The sequence below is a fragment of the Streptomyces spectabilis genome (assembly GCF_008704795.1).
In the GTDB taxonomy this organism is placed as follows: Bacteria; Actinomycetota; Actinomycetes; order Streptomycetales; family Streptomycetaceae; genus Streptomyces; species Streptomyces spectabilis.
The window spans coordinates 8,933,994-8,947,727 of the sequence record NZ_CP023690.1 but is presented as its reverse complement, the minus strand read 5'-3'; the positions used below and the strand labels follow the sequence as shown (position 1 = coordinate 8,947,727).

Genomic DNA, 13,734 nt, shown 5'->3' with positions numbered 1-13,734 from the left:
CCCTCGTATTGCATCGTGCGTTCCAAAACGGGTACGGTTCCTCCATGGCCCGACCGAGGACGTTCGACGAGGAGCGGGCCCTGGACGCGGCGATGCGCGCCTTCTGGGCGAAGGGCTACGAGGCCACTTCGACCCAGGACCTGTGCGACGCCACCGGACTGGGCCGCAGCAGCATCTACAACACCTTCACCAGCAAACACGATCTGTTCCGCAGGTCGCTGAACCGCTACATCGACATGATGAGCGCCCCGCAGGCGGAGATCCTGGAGGACAGCGAGCGCCCGGGATTCGACCGGATCCGCGCGCTGTACACCCGGATCGTCGACAGCGAGTTCGCGTACCGCGAGGACGAGGAGCGCAGCATGGGCTGCCTCACCGTCAACACCGTGGTGGAGCTCGCCCGGCGCGACGCCGACGCGGCCGCGCTGATCGAGCGCGACCTCGACCTCCGGCTGCGACTGCTGCGGATCGCCGTCGACGCGGGCAAGCGCGACGGCACGATCACCGCCCGCAGGGACACGGAGTCCCTCGTCCGGTTCATCAACGCCACCATCGGCGGCATGCGGCTCTCCGCCCAGGCGGGCGCCGACCGCGCCGCCCTGGAAGCCATCGCCGAGACCGCTCTGGACGCGCTGCGCGTCTGAACCTCCCCGCCGCACGGGCACGTTGAACTCCCCACCGGGCTTCGACGTGCCATCCCCTGCCCTGATTTTGTACTGACCTGTCCAATACTTGGACCCGCTCATACCGAGGAGCACCCATGCCCCGCGCCGTATACGTCCTGGCCCTAGGCATCTTCGCCATGGTGACCAGCGAGTTCGTCGTCGCCGGACTCATGCCGCAGATGGCCGACGGACTCGGCGCCACGATCCCCGAGATCGGCTATCTGATCACGGCCTTCGCCATCGCCATGGCCTTCGGCGGGCCGTTCCTGACGGCCGCCCTGCTCAAGCTGGAGCAGAAGCGGGCCCTGATGGTCATCTTCGCCGTCTTCCTCACCGGCAACGTCCTGTCCGCCCTCGCCCCCGACTACGCGACCATGCTGGTGGCGCGCGTGATCACCGGCATCGCCTCGCAGGCCTTCTTCGGGGTCGGCATCTCCCTGGCCACCCAGCTCACCCGCCCGGAGATACGCGGCCGCGCCGTGGCCGTCGCGCTCAACGGCCTGATGCTGGGCACGCTCCTCGGCCTGCCGCTTGCCACCGTCGTCGGGGAACACCTGGGCTGGCGCGCCGCGTTCTGGGCCATCACCGCGCTCACCACGCTCGCCGCGGTGGCCACGTTCGCCGGGGTGCCGCGCGTCGAGCGCACCGAGGGCGGCGGCGCCCTGCGCGACGAGTTGGGCGCCTTCAAGAGCCCGCGGCTCTGGCTCGTCCTGGTCACCAGCACCTTCGTGATCGGCGCCACGTTCGCCGCCTTCAGCTACCTCAACCCGATCCTCACCGAGGTCACCGGCTTCGCCACCGGCACCGTGCCGCTGCTGCTCATCGCCTACGGCGCCGCCACCCTCATCGGCAACACCGTCGTGGGCCGCCTCGCCGACCGGTACACCCTGCCCGTCCTGGTCACGGGCCTGCTGCTGAACTTCGGCTTCCTCACCGGCTTCGCGCTCGTCGCCGACTTGCCGGTCGCCGCCGTGGCGATGATGCTGGGCATCGGCCTGGTGGGCGTCACCATGAACCCGGCGATGATCACCCGCGTCCAGCGCGCGGGCAACACCGGCCCCCTGGTCAACAGCGTCCACTCGTCGTTCATCACGGGCGGCATCATCATCGCGACGTCCGTCGGCGGCCCCGCCATCGACGCCTACGGGCTGCGCGCCCCGCTGTGGATCGGCGCCGGACTCGCGGTGCTCGGACTGCTCTCGCTGCTCCCGGACCTGCTGCGGCGCGGGACCGCCGCCCCGGCCGCCGCCGGCACCCCGACCGACACCGGGGCCGCGGCCCCCGTACGGGAGCCCGCACGGGTCGGCTGAGGCGGACAGGCCCTAACCCAGCGCCCCCAGGGGGTCGTCGAGCACCGGCTGCCAGGCCAGCTCGGCGGCCCCCACCAGGCTGTTGTGGTCGAGCGTGCAGGCGAGGATCGGGACGCCGCCGCTGCGGCCCCACAGGCTCCGGTCGGCGACGACCGCGCGCAGCCGCTCCGGATCGGCGTCGAGCAGCGCGCGGTGCAGACCGCCGAGGATGATGCGGTCGGGGTTGAGGATGTTCACCAGGCCCGCGAGGCCGAGGCCCAGACGGTCGATCAGGGCTTCGGCGGCCACCCGCACCGCCGGCTCCGCGTAGCGCTCGGCCAACAGCGTGCGCGCCTGGTTGAGCAGGCCTTCGGGTCCCGGCCTGACCCCGACCTCCGTCAGGAAGGCGAGCGGGTCGGTCTCCACGTCCAGACAGCCCCGGCTGCCGCAGTGGCAGGGGCGCCCCTCCGGGTGCACCGTGAGGTGCCCGACTTCGAGCGCCAGGCCCGAACTCCCGGTGTGCAGACGGCCGTCGAGGACCAGCGCGCCGCCGACGCCCCGGTGTCCGGTCGCCACGCACAGCAGATCGCGGGCACCCCGCCCGGCGCCGTGCCGGTGCTCGGCGAGCGCCGCGAGGTTCACGTCGTTGCCCGTGAACGCGGGGCCCGTGACGCCCGCCGCCCGTACGCAGTCCGCGAAGATCTCCCGCACCGGCGCGCCCGCGGGCCAGGCCAGGTGCAGCGGATTGAGGGCGGTCCCCTCCGGCTCCGCGACCGCCGAGGGCACCGCGAGCCCCGCGCCCACGCACCGCCGCCCGGTCTCGCGAAGGAGCCGGGCGCCCTCGTCGACGACCGTGCCGAGCACCTGCGCCGGGTCCGCGTCGATCGTCTCGCAGCCCGGCGCGGTGGCGACGATCTCGCCGCCGAGGCCGACGAGCGCCGCGCGGAAGCCGTCGGCGTGCACCTGCGCGGCCAGTGCCACCGGGCCGGTCCCCGCGACGGAGAGGCGGTGCGAGGGGCGGCCCTGCGAACCCGCGGCCGCGCTCGGCTTGGCGTCGACGCTGATCAGGCCAAGGGCCTCCAACTCGGCCGCGACGGCGCCCGCCGTGGCGCGCGTGACACCCAACTCGGCGGTGAGGACGGCTCGGGTGGGGGCACGCCCGGTGTGGACGAGTTCGAGTGCGGGCCCGAGCGCGGTGCGCCCGCGCTCCAGGCGCGTGCGCGCCTCGCCCCCGGTGGCAGCCTTCCCGTTCATGAGGGCGAGTCTCCCATGATCCGTACGCCGCCTCGGCGTTCCTTCGTCGTCATCCGGCCTTCCCGCGCCCTTCGCCTGCCCGTGATCCACGGTTTCGTACGCCTATTTCCGAAGTGCGGTGCTGCGGCTCCGCGCCACGGCCGCACCTCGGACCACGCCGCGCGGGCACGGCGCCGCGCCGCCCCCCGCCCCGAACATTCGCCTTGTCCGCGACCGGGGTGCACCTCTACGCTGACTTTGTGCCGCTACTAAACAAAACCACGTCAGAGGCGTCCGAGGCCACTTCCCGCGACTTCAGTCGGCTCCGTGCCGCGCTCACCGTCTTCTTCGCCCTCGACGGCTTCGTCTTCGCCGGCTGGGTCGTGCGCATCCCCGCGATCAAGGAGCAGACCGGGGCCTCGGCGAGCGCGCTCGGACTCGCGCTGCTCGGGGTGTCCGCGGGGGCCGTGGTGACGATGACGCTCACGGGGCGGCTGTGTACGCGCTTCGGCAGCCATCCGGTGACCGTGGTGTGCGGCGTCCTGATGCCGCTGAGCGTCGCGCTGCCGCCGCTGACCCACTCCGCCCTCGCCCTCGGTCTCGTCCTGCTGCTCTTCGGCGCGGCGTACGGCGGCATCAACGTGGCCATGAACAGCGCGGCCGTCGACCTCGTACAGGCCCTGCGGCGGCCGGTCATGCCCAGCTTCCACGCGGCGTTCAGCCTGGGCGGCATGATCGGCGCGGGCCTCGGCGGCCTGGTCGCCGGGCACCTCTCCCCCACCCGGCACCTGCTCGGCCTTGCCCTGATCGGCCTGCTCGTCACGGCGGTGACGGCACCGACGCTGCTGCGGTACGAGGCGCCGAAGGCCCAGGCCGCCCCCGACCCGCGCGCGGCCACGCCGCGCGGGACCGGGCGCGGCACCCGCGGGCTCGTCCTGGTCTTCGGGCTCGTCGCGCTGTGCACGGCCTACGGCGAGGGGGCGCTGGCCGACTGGGGCGCCCTGCACCTGGAGCAGGACCTCGACGCACACCCCGGCGTGGCCGCGGCGGGCTACTCGTGCTTCGCGTTCGCCATGACGATCGGCCGCCTGTCCGGTACGACGCTGCTCGAACGCCTCGGAGGTACGCGCACCGTCGTCGGCGGCGGTCTGCTCGCCGCGGCCGGGATGCTCCTGGGCGCGCTCGCGCCCTCCACGGGGGCGGCCCTCGCGGGGTTCGCGATCACGGGCCTCGGCCTGGCGAACATCTTCCCCGTCGCGATCGAGCGCGCCGGCGCGCTCGCCGGGCCGAGCGGAGTGGCCGCCGCGTCCACGCTCGGCTACGGCGGCATGCTGTTGGGGCCGCCCGCGATCGGGTTCATGGCGGACTGGTTCTCCCTGCCGGTGGCCATGACCAGCGTGGCCGTGCTGGCGGCGCTCGCCGCGTGCATCGCCTGGTCGACGGGGCGCATACCCGCGGCGCGCGGCGCCGCCTGAGACGCGCGGGCCGCACGGCCCGTCTCCGTGCGGGTGCGGCCGCCGCGCCGCACCCGCCCGTCACCTGCCGCGGGCGGGCCCACACGCTGTGGCCGCGCCGGGCCCCGCACACCGCCCCACCCGCCGCACGCATACCGAGCCCGGTCGCAGGCGCCGCCCCGTCCGCCGCAACCGGTCGCGGTCGCCCGCACGCGGTCGCTCCTTCCCCCACACCGCGGCGGCTTCGTCCTGCACAATCCCCGCATGGAGATTGCCGAGCACATCGAGATACTCGACCGGGAGGGCCGGCTGCTCGCCCGCGCCGCCGAGCAGGCGGGCACCGGTGCCGCCGTGCCGACCTGCCCCGGCTGGCAGGTGCGCGACCTGCTGCGGCACACGGGCGCGGTGCACCGCTGGGCTGCCGCCTTCGTCGCCGACGCGCACCCTTCGTTCCGCTCCTGGGAGGACGCGCCGGACCTGAACGGCGCCGACCTCGTGGCGTGGTTCCGCGAAGGCCACGCCCAGCTCGTCGCCACGCTCACCGCCGCCCCGTCCGACCTGCGGTGCTGGACGTTCCTGCCCGCCCCGTCCCCGCTCGCCTTCTGGGCGCGGCGGCAGGCGAACGAGACGGCCGTGCACCGCGTGGACGCCGAGTCCGCGCGCGGCGGTACGCCGACGGCCGTCGGCACGGACTTCGCGGTGGACGGCATCGACGAGCTGCTGCGCGGCTTCCACGCCCGGTCCAAGAGCCGCGTGCGGACGCCGGAGCCGCGCGTCCTGCGGATCCGCGCCACCGACGCGAAGGAGGCGTGGACGGTCCATCTGTCCACGGAGGCGCCCGTCACCGAGCACGGCGACACGCTGCCCGCCGACTGCGAAGTGGCGGGTCAGGCGGCGTATCTGTATCTGGCCCTGTGGAACCGCCTGCCGTTCCCGCAGATCACGGGCGACACCGCGCTCGCGACGCTGTGGCGCGAGACGTCGGGGGTCGGCTGACGATCGCGCTCCGCGGACGCCCGGCCTCGGCCGGGCGCGCCCCGGCCCGCCGTCAGGCGTCCGGGTCCGCCAGCATGCGGATGAGCACGGCGCGCTGCACCGGCCGTACCTCGGCGTGCAGTTGACGCCCCTTGGCGGTCACGCAGACCCGCACCCCGCGGCGGTCCTCGCTGCACATGCCGCGCTCGACCAGGCCGTCCTTCTCCAGGCGGCCGATGAGACGGGACAGGGCGCTCTGGCTCAAGTGCACCTGGCAGGCGATGTCCTGGACCCGGAAGCCGCCGTCGCCGTCCTCGGAACGGCCCGTGGCGAGCACGTCGAGCACCTCGAAGTCGCTCGCGCCCAGGCCGTGCGGATGCAGCTCCCGGTCCAGCTCGCACAGGGTGCGCGCGTGCACCGCGAGGATCTCCCGCCACTGGTTCACGAGCCCCTGCTCGGCCTCCGCCGTGGGCTCGGCCTTCGTCGCCGCCATGGCGGCACCGTAGCAGAATTCGGGCGATTATTGCATCGGAATTAAATGCACTTGCAGTCAATGCATATGCATGTACTGTGCTCCGCATGACTTCACCGGTCTCCCCTGCCCCCCTCGCCTCCGCGTCGGCGGAGCGCTGGACCCCACGCCTGTGGGGCACGCTGCTCGTCCTGTGCGCCGCGATGTTCCTGGACGCCCTCGACGTCTCGATGGTCGGCGTCGCCCTGCCCTCCATCGGCTCCGACCTCGACCTGTCCACCTCGTCCCTGCAGTGGGTCGTCAGCGGCTACATCCTCGGCTACGGCGGACTGCTGCTGCTCGGCGGCCGCGCCGCCGACCTGCTCGGACGCCGCGAGGTCTTCCTCATCGCGCTCGGCGTCTTCGCCGTCACCTCGCTGTTCGGCGGCCTCGTCGACTCCGGGCCGCTGCTCATCGCCAGCCGCTTCGTGAAGGGCCTGAGCGCCGCGTTCACCGCGCCCGCGGGCCTGTCGATCATCACCACGACGTTCGCCGAGGGCCCGGTCCGCAACCGCGCCCTGTCCATCTACACCACCTGTGCCGCCACCGGCTTCTCGCTCGGCCTCGTCCTGTCCGGCGTGCTCACGGAGGTCAGCTGGCGCCTGACCATGCTGCTGCCCGCGCCGATCGCCGTCATCGCGCTCGTCGCCGGGCTCAAGCTCATCCCCCGCTCCCCGCGCGAGGAGAAGCGCGGCGGCTACGACGTGCCGGGCGCCGTCACCGGCACGGCGTCGATGCTGCTGCTCGTCTTCACGGTCGTACAGGCCCCCGAGGTCGGCTGGGCCACCGCCCGCACCCTGCTCTCGTTCCTGGCCGTGGCGGTGCTCCTCACCGCCTTCGTCGCCATCGAGCTGCGCACCCCGAACCCGCTGATCCGCCTCGGCGTGCTGCGCTCGGGAGCGCAGGTCCGCGCCCAGCTCGGCGCGGTGACGTTCTTCGGCGGCTACGTCTCGTTCCAGTTCATCGCCACCCAGTACCTCCAGTCGCTGCTCGGCTGGTCGGCCCTGGAGACGGCGCTCGCCTTCCTGCCCGCGGGCGTGATCGTGGCCCTCTCCGCCACGAAGATCGCCGGTGTCATCGACCGGTTCGGCACCACCCGGGTCATCGTGACCGGCTTCGCGCTGCTCGTGGCGTCGTACGCGCTGTTCCTGCGCATCGACCTGACGCCGACGTACGTCGCGGTCATCCTGCCGTCGATGGTGCTGCTCGGCATCGCCTGCGCCCTGGTCTTCCCCTCGCTCAACATCCAGGCCACCAACGGCGTGGCCGACCACGAGCAGGGCATGGTCTCCGGCCTGCTCAACACCTCGATCCAGGTGGGCGGCGCGGTCATCCTCGCCATCACCACCGCGGTCATCACGGCCTCCGGCGAGGGCTCGCCCGAGACCGGCGCCTCGCCCGCAGCCGTCCTGGACAGCTACCGCCCCGGTCTGGTCCTGGTGACGGCCTTCGCCGTCGCCGGTCTGCTCATCAACCTCACCGGCCTGCGCGCCCGGCGCCGACAGCGGAGCATCACGGTCGCCTCGTCGCAGCCGCGGACGGACTCCCCGCGCGAGCGGGTCACCGTGGGCGACTGACCGCGCGAGGAGCAGAGCACAGCCGACCTCTGGGCCCGGCGGGCCGTTTCTTGCCCGCCGGGCCCCCGGCCTGTGACACTCCCCCTATGGATGACATGGGGGGCACGGTCGGACAAGGCCGACGGAGCCAGGCCGAGCGGGACGCGATCACGGTCGAGATCGGGTACGCGCTCGTGAGCGCGGTGGCGGCCGCCGCCCTCGTCTTCATGGCCGTGGCGGGCGGGCCCATCCTCGTCTTCGACCTCTCGGGCGGCGTCGCGACGACGCTCACGGCCGTGGGCGGCGCGCTCGCCGCCACCGTCTTCGTCGCACGTCTCGTCACCGTCCTGTGGCGCTTCACCCGGCGGTGGCGGGCGCGCCGCGCGGCCCTTCCGGGGCTGCCCGCTCAGCCCAGCCAGCCGGGGCGGACCAGGCCCGACTCATAGGCCAGGACGACCAGTTGGGCGCGGTCACGGGCGCCCAGTTTCACCATCGTGCGGCTCACATGCGTCTTGGCGGTGAGCGGGCTGACGACCAGGCGGCGCGCGATCTCCTCGTTCGACAGGCCGATGCCGACGAGGGCCATCACCTCCCGCTCCCGCTCGGTGAGGCCGGCGAGCGCCCCGGCGGCAGCCGGTTCCTTGGAGCGCGCGGCGAACTCCCCGATGAGGCGGCGCGTCACCCCGGGCGAGAGCAGCGCGTCACCGGCGACCACCGCCCGCACCGCGCGCAGCAGTTCGTCGGGCTCGGTGTCCTTCACCAGGAAGCCCGAGGCGCCGGAGCGGATCGCCTCGAAGACGTACTCGTCGAGCTCGAACGTGGTGAGCATGACCACGCGTACGCCGTCGAGGTCCGGTTCGCCGGTGATCCTGCGGGTGGCCTCCAAACCGTCGAGCAGCGGCATGCGGATGTCCATCAGGACGACGTCGGGCCGCAGCTCCCGCACCTTGCGCACCGCCTCGTCCCCGTCCGCGGCCTCGCCCGCCACCTCGATGTCCGCCTGGGCGTCGAGCAGTGCCTTGAACCCCGCGCGGACCAACGACTGGTCGTCGGCGAGCAGTACGCGGATCACGGGGGCCTCCTGGAGAGTGGTGCTCACTGGTCGTCATGCCGGTCCCGGCCGGGCCGCGCGGCACCGGTGGTGGGCAGCACCGCCGTCACGCGGAAGCCGCCGTCGGGGCGCGGGCCCGCCTCAATGGTGCCCTTGAGCGCGGCGGCGCGCTCCCGCATTCCGGCGAGGCCGTTGCCGCTGCCGCCCGCGTCCGCTCCGGTGGCGGGCCCGTCGTCGTCGACGCGCAGGGTCACGGAGCCGGGTGCGTACCGCACCAGGACGCGCGCCCGCCGCGAGCCGGAGTGGCGTACGACGTTGGTGAGCGCCTCCTGGACGATGCGGAAGGCGGCCAGGTCCGCGCCGGGCGGCAGCGGGCCGCCGCGGCCCTCCGTGGTGACGGTCACCGTCAGACCGGTGCTCCCGGCCTGCTCGACGAGTTCGGGGAGCCGGTCCAGGCCCGGGGCCGGGGCGCGCGGCGCGGCTCCGGGCGCCCGCAGGGTGTCGAGGACCTGACGGACCTCGCCGAGCGCTTCCTTGCTGGCGGCCTTGATGGTGGTCAGGGCGGTCCTGGCCTGCTCGGGGTCGGAGTCGAGCAGGGCGAGGCCCACACCGGCCTGCACATTGATGACGGAGATGCTGTGGGCGAGGACGTCGTGCAGTTCGCGGGCCATCCGCAGCCGCTCCTCGTCGGCGCGCCGCCGGGCCGCGAGCGCGCGTTCGGCGCGCTCCTTGGCCCACTGCTCGCGGCGGGTGCGGGCCAGCTCCGAGACCGCGACGGTCGCCACCACCCAGACGGCGACGGCCAGTTCCTCGCCCCAGCCGCGCGCGCCGTCCCCCTCCGGCGGCAGCCACCGGTACAGCACCTGCGTGATCAGGATCTGCCCGGCCCACCACACCCCGACGGCGCCCCACGCCGCCCGCCGGTGCCCCGCGACGACCGCCGCGAAGCAGCCGACCGCGACCGTGAGGAACACGGGCCCGTACGGATATCCCGCGCCGAGATAGACCACGGTGGTCCCGGCGGTGACGTAGGCCACGGCCACGGGGTGGCGGTGGCGCAGCAGCAGGGAGCCGGACGCGACCAGGAGCAGCGCCCGCGCGAGGCCGTCGACCTCCGCGCGCCCGGGCTGGCCGTGCGCCGCGAAGCCCGTGCCGACCTGGATGAACACCGTGAGGAGCAGGGTCGTCAGCCAGGGCAGGCGGCGCTCGGCCGGGGCGGTGTCGTCGACGCCCGGGAACCGCCACCACGGCGGCCCCGGCCGCCCCCTCGGTGGTCCACTCCGGGGCGGACCACCGCACCCCCGTCCGCGCTGTTCGTCCATGACGGCCACGCTAGACGGCGGCCGGGGCGCCGGGCGTCCGCCAGGCGTGGCGATCAGGCGTACTCCCTGGGGAGTAGCCGCCCGCGCACGGCGGTCAGTCCTTGGGCAGCGGTCTGCGGCGCACCGTCCCCTTGGGCTGGGAGGGCACCCGGACCTGCACGCCGTCCGGCGGGGCGGGGGGCTCGGCCGCCGCCTTGGGCACGCCCCGTCGGGACGGCCCGCCCGCGGCGGGGCGCACACCGTCGAAGCCCCGGGCCCGATAGCCCTCGACCTCCGTCTGGAGCGCGCGCAGCCGCTGGTACGTGTCGTAGAGATAGCGCACCTTGGTGCGCAGCGTCCAGGGGTCGACGGGCTTCACGACGATGTCGGCCACGCCCAGCCTCAGTGCCGTCGCCGACAGCTCCTGGCTCACGTCGAAGCCGGTCAGCAGGATGATCGGCAGGAGCTGCGTCTGCTCCACGCCCCGTACGTAACGCACCACGTCCAGTCCGTCGACGCCGGGCATGCGCACGTCGAGCAGGGCTACGGCGATGTGACCACGGAGTATCTCCTTGAGGGCGTCGTCCCCGTTGGTCGCGCACGTCGTCTCGTAGCCGAGCGGAGCCAGCGCGCTTTCGAGCGCGAAGAGGTAATCCTCGTGGTCGTCCACGACGAGGACCTTCGAGTGCGACGGCATGTGTCGAGCCCCCTCATCCGAGCTAACCAGCCTATGCCCCTGGCGAGTTGGAGAAACCTTCATGCGAAACGCTAGACGACTTCTCATTCTTCACAGGCGGATCACCGAACTCAGTAGCTCCGCGCGTTTCCTCCCAGGAGGCGTGCGGGACGGGCGCACCGCTGGGGGCGCGAGGCCGTGGGGGCGGGCGGCCGCCCGCCCCCACGGCGCCCCTACCGGTCGAGCCTGCTGAGCACGCGACCCGCCATCGGGTGCGTGCGCACGATCTCGGCCAGCGTGGTCGAGCCACGGGTGATCTTCGCGAACGCGTTCCACGCCGGGCGGAAGGTCGTGATCGCCGTGTGCAGCAGGCCGGGGCGCCGCTCGAAGAGGGTCAGCATGCGCCGCCCGACACCCATCTCCACGCCGAGGCCCGCCTTGACGGCGAACGCGTAGTTCAGCGCCTGGCGGCGGGCGTCCACCGCGTCGCCCGCCTCCGCGATACGCACCGCCCACTCCCCCGCGAGGCGGCCCGAGCGCAGCGCGAAGGAGATGCCCTCGCGGGTCCACGGCTCAAGGAGGCCCGCCGCGTCGCCGCACACCAGGACCCGGCCGCGGGACAGCGGCGAGTCGTCGCTGCGACAGCGGGTGAGGTGGCCGGAGGAGATGCTCGGCTCGAAGCCCGCGAGGCCGAGCCGGGCGACGAAGTCCTCCAAATACCGCTTCGTGGCCGCGCCTTCACCGCGCTTGGAGATCACACCGACGGTCAGCGTGTCGCCCTTGGGGAACACCCAGCCGTAACTGCCCGGCATCGGGCCCCAGTCGATGAGCACCCGGCCCGCCCAGTCCTCGGCGACCGTCGCGGGCACGGGGATCTCCGCCTCCAGGCCGAGGTCCACCTGGTCCAGCTTCACCCCGACGTGTGCTCCTATGCGGCTCGCGCTGCCGTCGGCGCCCACGACCGCGCGCGCCAGGACCGTCTCGCCGCCCTGGAGGACGACGGCGACCGTGCGCCGGTCGGGCACCGCCGGGCCGTGCTGCTCCACGCGCGCCACGGTGACGCCGGTGCGCACCTCGGCGCCCGCCTTCTGGGCGTACTCCACGAGCTGCTGGTCGAACTCCGGCCGGTTGATGAGCCCGAAGAGCGTCTTCCGCGAGCGGCGGGTGCGGGAGAACTTGCCGTCCAGGGTGAACGTGACCGCGTGCACCCGGTCCCGCAGGGGCAGCTCGAAGCCCGGGGGCAGCGCGTCCCGCGAGGGGCCGATGATGCCGCCGCCGCAGGTCTTGTACCGCGGCAGTTCGGCCTTCTCCAGGACCAGGACGCTGCGTCCCGCGACGGCCGCCGCATAGGCCGCGGAGGCTCCCGCGGGGCCCGCGCCGACCACGACGACGTCCCACACCTGCCGCGCGTCGTCCGCTGACTTCTCGCTGCTCACGTTGGTCTTCCGCTCCCGATCCACGTCTTGGCCGCGCTGTCCTTGCTCTCTGGGAGGCATCCTACGGCGCACGCCCGTACGACCCTCCTGTGGGAGGATCAGCAACGTGCACACCGCACGCACCGTGGCCCACCGGCCGCGCGCGCGGCTTCCACGCACAACCACAGTGAACCGTTTCACCCGTCCCACAGGGACAACGTCGCACCTACGAGGAGCGTGCCCATGCCGTCGAATCCGATCGCCGAGACCGTCGCTTCGCTCATGCCGCGGGCGAAGGCGGAGCTCACCGAGCTGGTGGCCTTCAAGTCGGTGGCGGACTTCGAGCAGTATCCGCGGAGCGAGAGCGAGGCCGCCGCGAACTGGGTGGCCGACGCCCTGCGCGCCGAGGGCTTCGAGGACATCGCGCTCCTGGACACCCCGGACGGCACGCAGTCGGTGTACGGCTTCCTGCCGGGCCCCGAGGGCGCCCCCACGGTGCTCCTGTACGCGCACTACGACGTGCAGCCCCCGCTCGACGAGTCCGGCTGGGCCACGCCCCCCTTCGAGCTGACCGAGCGCGACGGCCGCTGGTACGGCCGCGGTAGCGCCGACTGCAAGGGCGGCGTGGTCATGCACCTGCTCGCGCTGCGCGCCCTGAAGGCCAACGGCGGCATCCCGGTGCACGTGAAGTTCATCGCGGAGGGCTCGGAGGAGCAGGGCACCGGCGGCCTGGAGCGGTACGCCGAGGCCCACCCCGACCTGCTGCGCGCCGACACCATCGTCATCGGCGACGCGGGCAACTTCCGCGCGGGGCTGCCGACGGTCACCGCGACCCTGCGCGGCATGACCCTCGTGCGCGTGGAGATCGACACGCTCGAAGGCAACCTCCACTCCGGGCAGTTCGGCGGCGCCGCCCCGGACGCGCTCGCGGCCCTGGTGCGCGTTCTCGACTCGCTGCGCGCCGAGGACGGCTCGACGACCGTCGACGGCCTCGACAACGGCGGCGTCTGGGAGGGCCTGCAATACACGGAGGACGACTTCCGCAGGGACGCGAAGGTCCTCGACGGGGTCGGCCTCATCGGCGAGGGCACGGTCGCCGACCGCATCTGGGCGCGCCCTGCCGTCACCGTGCTCGGCATCGACTGCCCGCCCGTCGTCGGCGCGACCCCGTCCGTGCACGCGGGCGCGCGGGCGCTGATCAGCCTGCGGGTGCCGCCGGGCGTGGACGCGGCGGAGGCGACGAAGCTGCTGCGCGCCCACCTGGAGGCGCACACGCCGTGGGGCGCCCGGGTGCGCACGGAGCAGGTCGGCCAGGGCCAGGCCTTCCGCGCGGACGTCACCAGCCCGGCGTACGAGGCCATGGCGGCCGCCCTGCGCGAGGCGTACGACGGCCAGGAGATGCAGGCCTCCGGCATGGGCGGCTCGATCCCGCTGTGCAACACGCTGGGCGCCCTCTACCCCGACGCGGAGATCCTCCTCATCGGCCTGAGCGAGCCGGAGGCGCAGATCCACGCCGTGAACGAGAGCGTGTCGCCCGACGAGCTGGAGCGCATGTCGGTCGCCGAGGCCCTGTTCCTCCAGCGGTACGCCACCGGGGCGTGACCTCGC

13 protein-coding genes are annotated in these 13,734 nt (G+C 73.6%); 7 read left to right on the top strand and 6 right to left on the bottom strand.

The window, feature by feature from the left end; all coding sequences use genetic code 11:
- Positions 1-44 precede the first annotated feature (44 nt).
- Positions 45-644, top strand: a complete 600-nt coding sequence (locus tag CP982_RS37960) for a TetR/AcrR family transcriptional regulator (protein WP_150514639.1) — start codon at positions 45-47, stop codon at positions 642-644.
- A 116-nt stretch (positions 645-760) separates the two neighbouring features.
- Positions 761-1,975: an MFS transporter gene (locus CP982_RS37955; RefSeq protein WP_150514638.1), complete on the top strand. Its 1,215-nt coding sequence runs from the start codon at positions 761-763 to the stop codon at positions 1,973-1,975.
- Between the two features lie 12 nt (positions 1,976-1,987).
- Here CP982_RS37955 and CP982_RS37950 read toward each other — a convergent pair whose 3' ends face one another.
- On the bottom strand, positions 1,988-3,208 hold the full coding sequence (locus tag CP982_RS37950; protein ID WP_150514637.1) for an ROK family protein: 1,221 nt from the start codon (positions 3,206-3,208) through the stop codon (positions 1,988-1,990).
- 239 nt (positions 3,209-3,447) lie between these two features.
- Here CP982_RS37950 and CP982_RS37945 point away from each other — a divergent pair, with 239 nt between their 5' ends.
- Positions 3,448-4,662 (top strand): MFS transporter, encoded by a 1,215-nt coding sequence (locus CP982_RS37945; protein WP_150514636.1) that lies wholly within the window; start codon positions 3,448-3,450, stop codon positions 4,660-4,662.
- A 243-nt stretch (positions 4,663-4,905) separates the two neighbouring features.
- Positions 4,906-5,637 carry a maleylpyruvate isomerase family mycothiol-dependent enzyme gene (locus CP982_RS37940; protein ID WP_150514635.1) on the top strand — a complete coding sequence of 244 codons (732 nt, stop codon included), beginning with the start codon at positions 4,906-4,908 and terminating at the stop codon, positions 5,635-5,637.
- A gap of 52 nt (positions 5,638-5,689) precedes the next feature.
- Here CP982_RS37940 and CP982_RS37935 read toward each other — a convergent pair whose 3' ends face one another.
- Entirely contained in the window at positions 5,690-6,109 is a 420-nt protein-coding gene (locus CP982_RS37935; RefSeq protein ID WP_150514634.1) for a MarR family winged helix-turn-helix transcriptional regulator, read from the bottom strand.
- 86 nt (positions 6,110-6,195) lie between these two features.
- Here CP982_RS37935 and CP982_RS37930 point away from each other — a divergent pair, with 86 nt between their 5' ends.
- Together CP982_RS37930 and CP982_RS37925 are read left to right on the top strand one after the other, a co-directional pair.
- A complete protein-coding gene (locus tag CP982_RS37930) occupies positions 6,196-7,704 on the top strand; it encodes an MFS transporter (RefSeq protein ID WP_150514633.1) in 1,509 nt (502 codons plus the stop codon).
- Between the two features lie 86 nt (positions 7,705-7,790).
- On the top strand, positions 7,791-8,129 hold the full coding sequence (locus CP982_RS37925) for a DUF6332 family protein (protein ID WP_372503490.1): 339 nt from the start codon (positions 7,791-7,793) through the stop codon (positions 8,127-8,129).
- Here the strand turns inward: CP982_RS37925 and CP982_RS37920 are convergent.
- The 4 genes from CP982_RS37920 to CP982_RS37905 form a co-directional block, all read right to left on the bottom strand.
- Positions 8,090-8,755, bottom strand: a complete 666-nt coding sequence (locus CP982_RS37920) for a response regulator transcription factor (protein ID WP_150515928.1) — start codon at positions 8,753-8,755, stop codon at positions 8,090-8,092. The genes CP982_RS37925 and CP982_RS37920 overlap by 40 nt on opposite strands.
- A gap of 23 nt (positions 8,756-8,778) precedes the next feature.
- The gene (locus tag CP982_RS37915) at positions 8,779-10,056 is read right to left on the bottom strand and encodes a sensor histidine kinase (protein ID WP_184924837.1); all 1,278 of its coding nucleotides are present in this window, start codon (positions 10,054-10,056) and stop codon (positions 8,779-8,781) included.
- Positions 10,057-10,150: 94 nt separating this feature from the next.
- Positions 10,151-10,732, bottom strand: coding sequence for a response regulator (locus tag CP982_RS37910; protein ID WP_150514631.1), 582 nt, complete (start codon positions 10,730-10,732; stop codon positions 10,151-10,153).
- Positions 10,733-10,944: 212 nt separating this feature from the next.
- Positions 10,945-12,147, bottom strand: a complete 1,203-nt coding sequence (locus CP982_RS37905; RefSeq protein ID WP_150514630.1) for a geranylgeranyl reductase family protein — start codon at positions 12,145-12,147, stop codon at positions 10,945-10,947.
- A gap of 222 nt (positions 12,148-12,369) precedes the next feature.
- Here CP982_RS37905 and CP982_RS37900 point away from each other — a divergent pair, with 222 nt between their 5' ends.
- On the top strand, positions 12,370-13,728 hold the full coding sequence (locus CP982_RS37900) for a dipeptidase (protein ID WP_150514629.1): 1,359 nt from the start codon (positions 12,370-12,372) through the stop codon (positions 13,726-13,728).
- Positions 13,729-13,734: the final 6 nt, after the last annotated feature.

Coding starts and splice junctions, on each gene's coding strand:
- CP982_RS37900 (WP_150514629.1), top strand. CDS start 12,370: ATGCCGTCGAATCCGATCGCCGAGACCGTCGCTTCGCTCATGCCGCGG.
- CP982_RS37910 (WP_150514631.1), bottom strand. CDS start 10,732: ATGCCGTCGCACTCGAAGGTCCTCGTCGTGGACGACCACGAGGATTAC.
- CP982_RS37915 (WP_184924837.1), bottom strand. CDS start 10,056: ATGGACGAACAGCGCGGACGGGGGTGCGGTGGTCCGCCCCGGAGTGGA.
- CP982_RS37950 (WP_150514637.1), bottom strand. CDS start 3,208: ATGAACGGGAAGGCTGCCACCGGGGGCGAGGCGCGCACGCGCCTGGAG.
- CP982_RS37935 (WP_150514634.1), bottom strand. CDS start 6,109: ATGGCGGCGACGAAGGCCGAGCCCACGGCGGAGGCCGAGCAGGGGCTC.
- CP982_RS37955 (WP_150514638.1), top strand. CDS start 761: ATGCCCCGCGCCGTATACGTCCTGGCCCTAGGCATCTTCGCCATGGTG.
- CP982_RS37940 (WP_150514635.1), top strand. CDS start 4,906: ATGGAGATTGCCGAGCACATCGAGATACTCGACCGGGAGGGCCGGCTG.
- CP982_RS37925 (WP_372503490.1), top strand. CDS start 7,791: ATGGATGACATGGGGGGCACGGTCGGACAAGGCCGACGGAGCCAGGCC.
- CP982_RS37960 (WP_150514639.1), top strand. CDS start 45: ATGGCCCGACCGAGGACGTTCGACGAGGAGCGGGCCCTGGACGCGGCG.
- CP982_RS37930 (WP_150514633.1), top strand. CDS start 6,196: ATGACTTCACCGGTCTCCCCTGCCCCCCTCGCCTCCGCGTCGGCGGAG.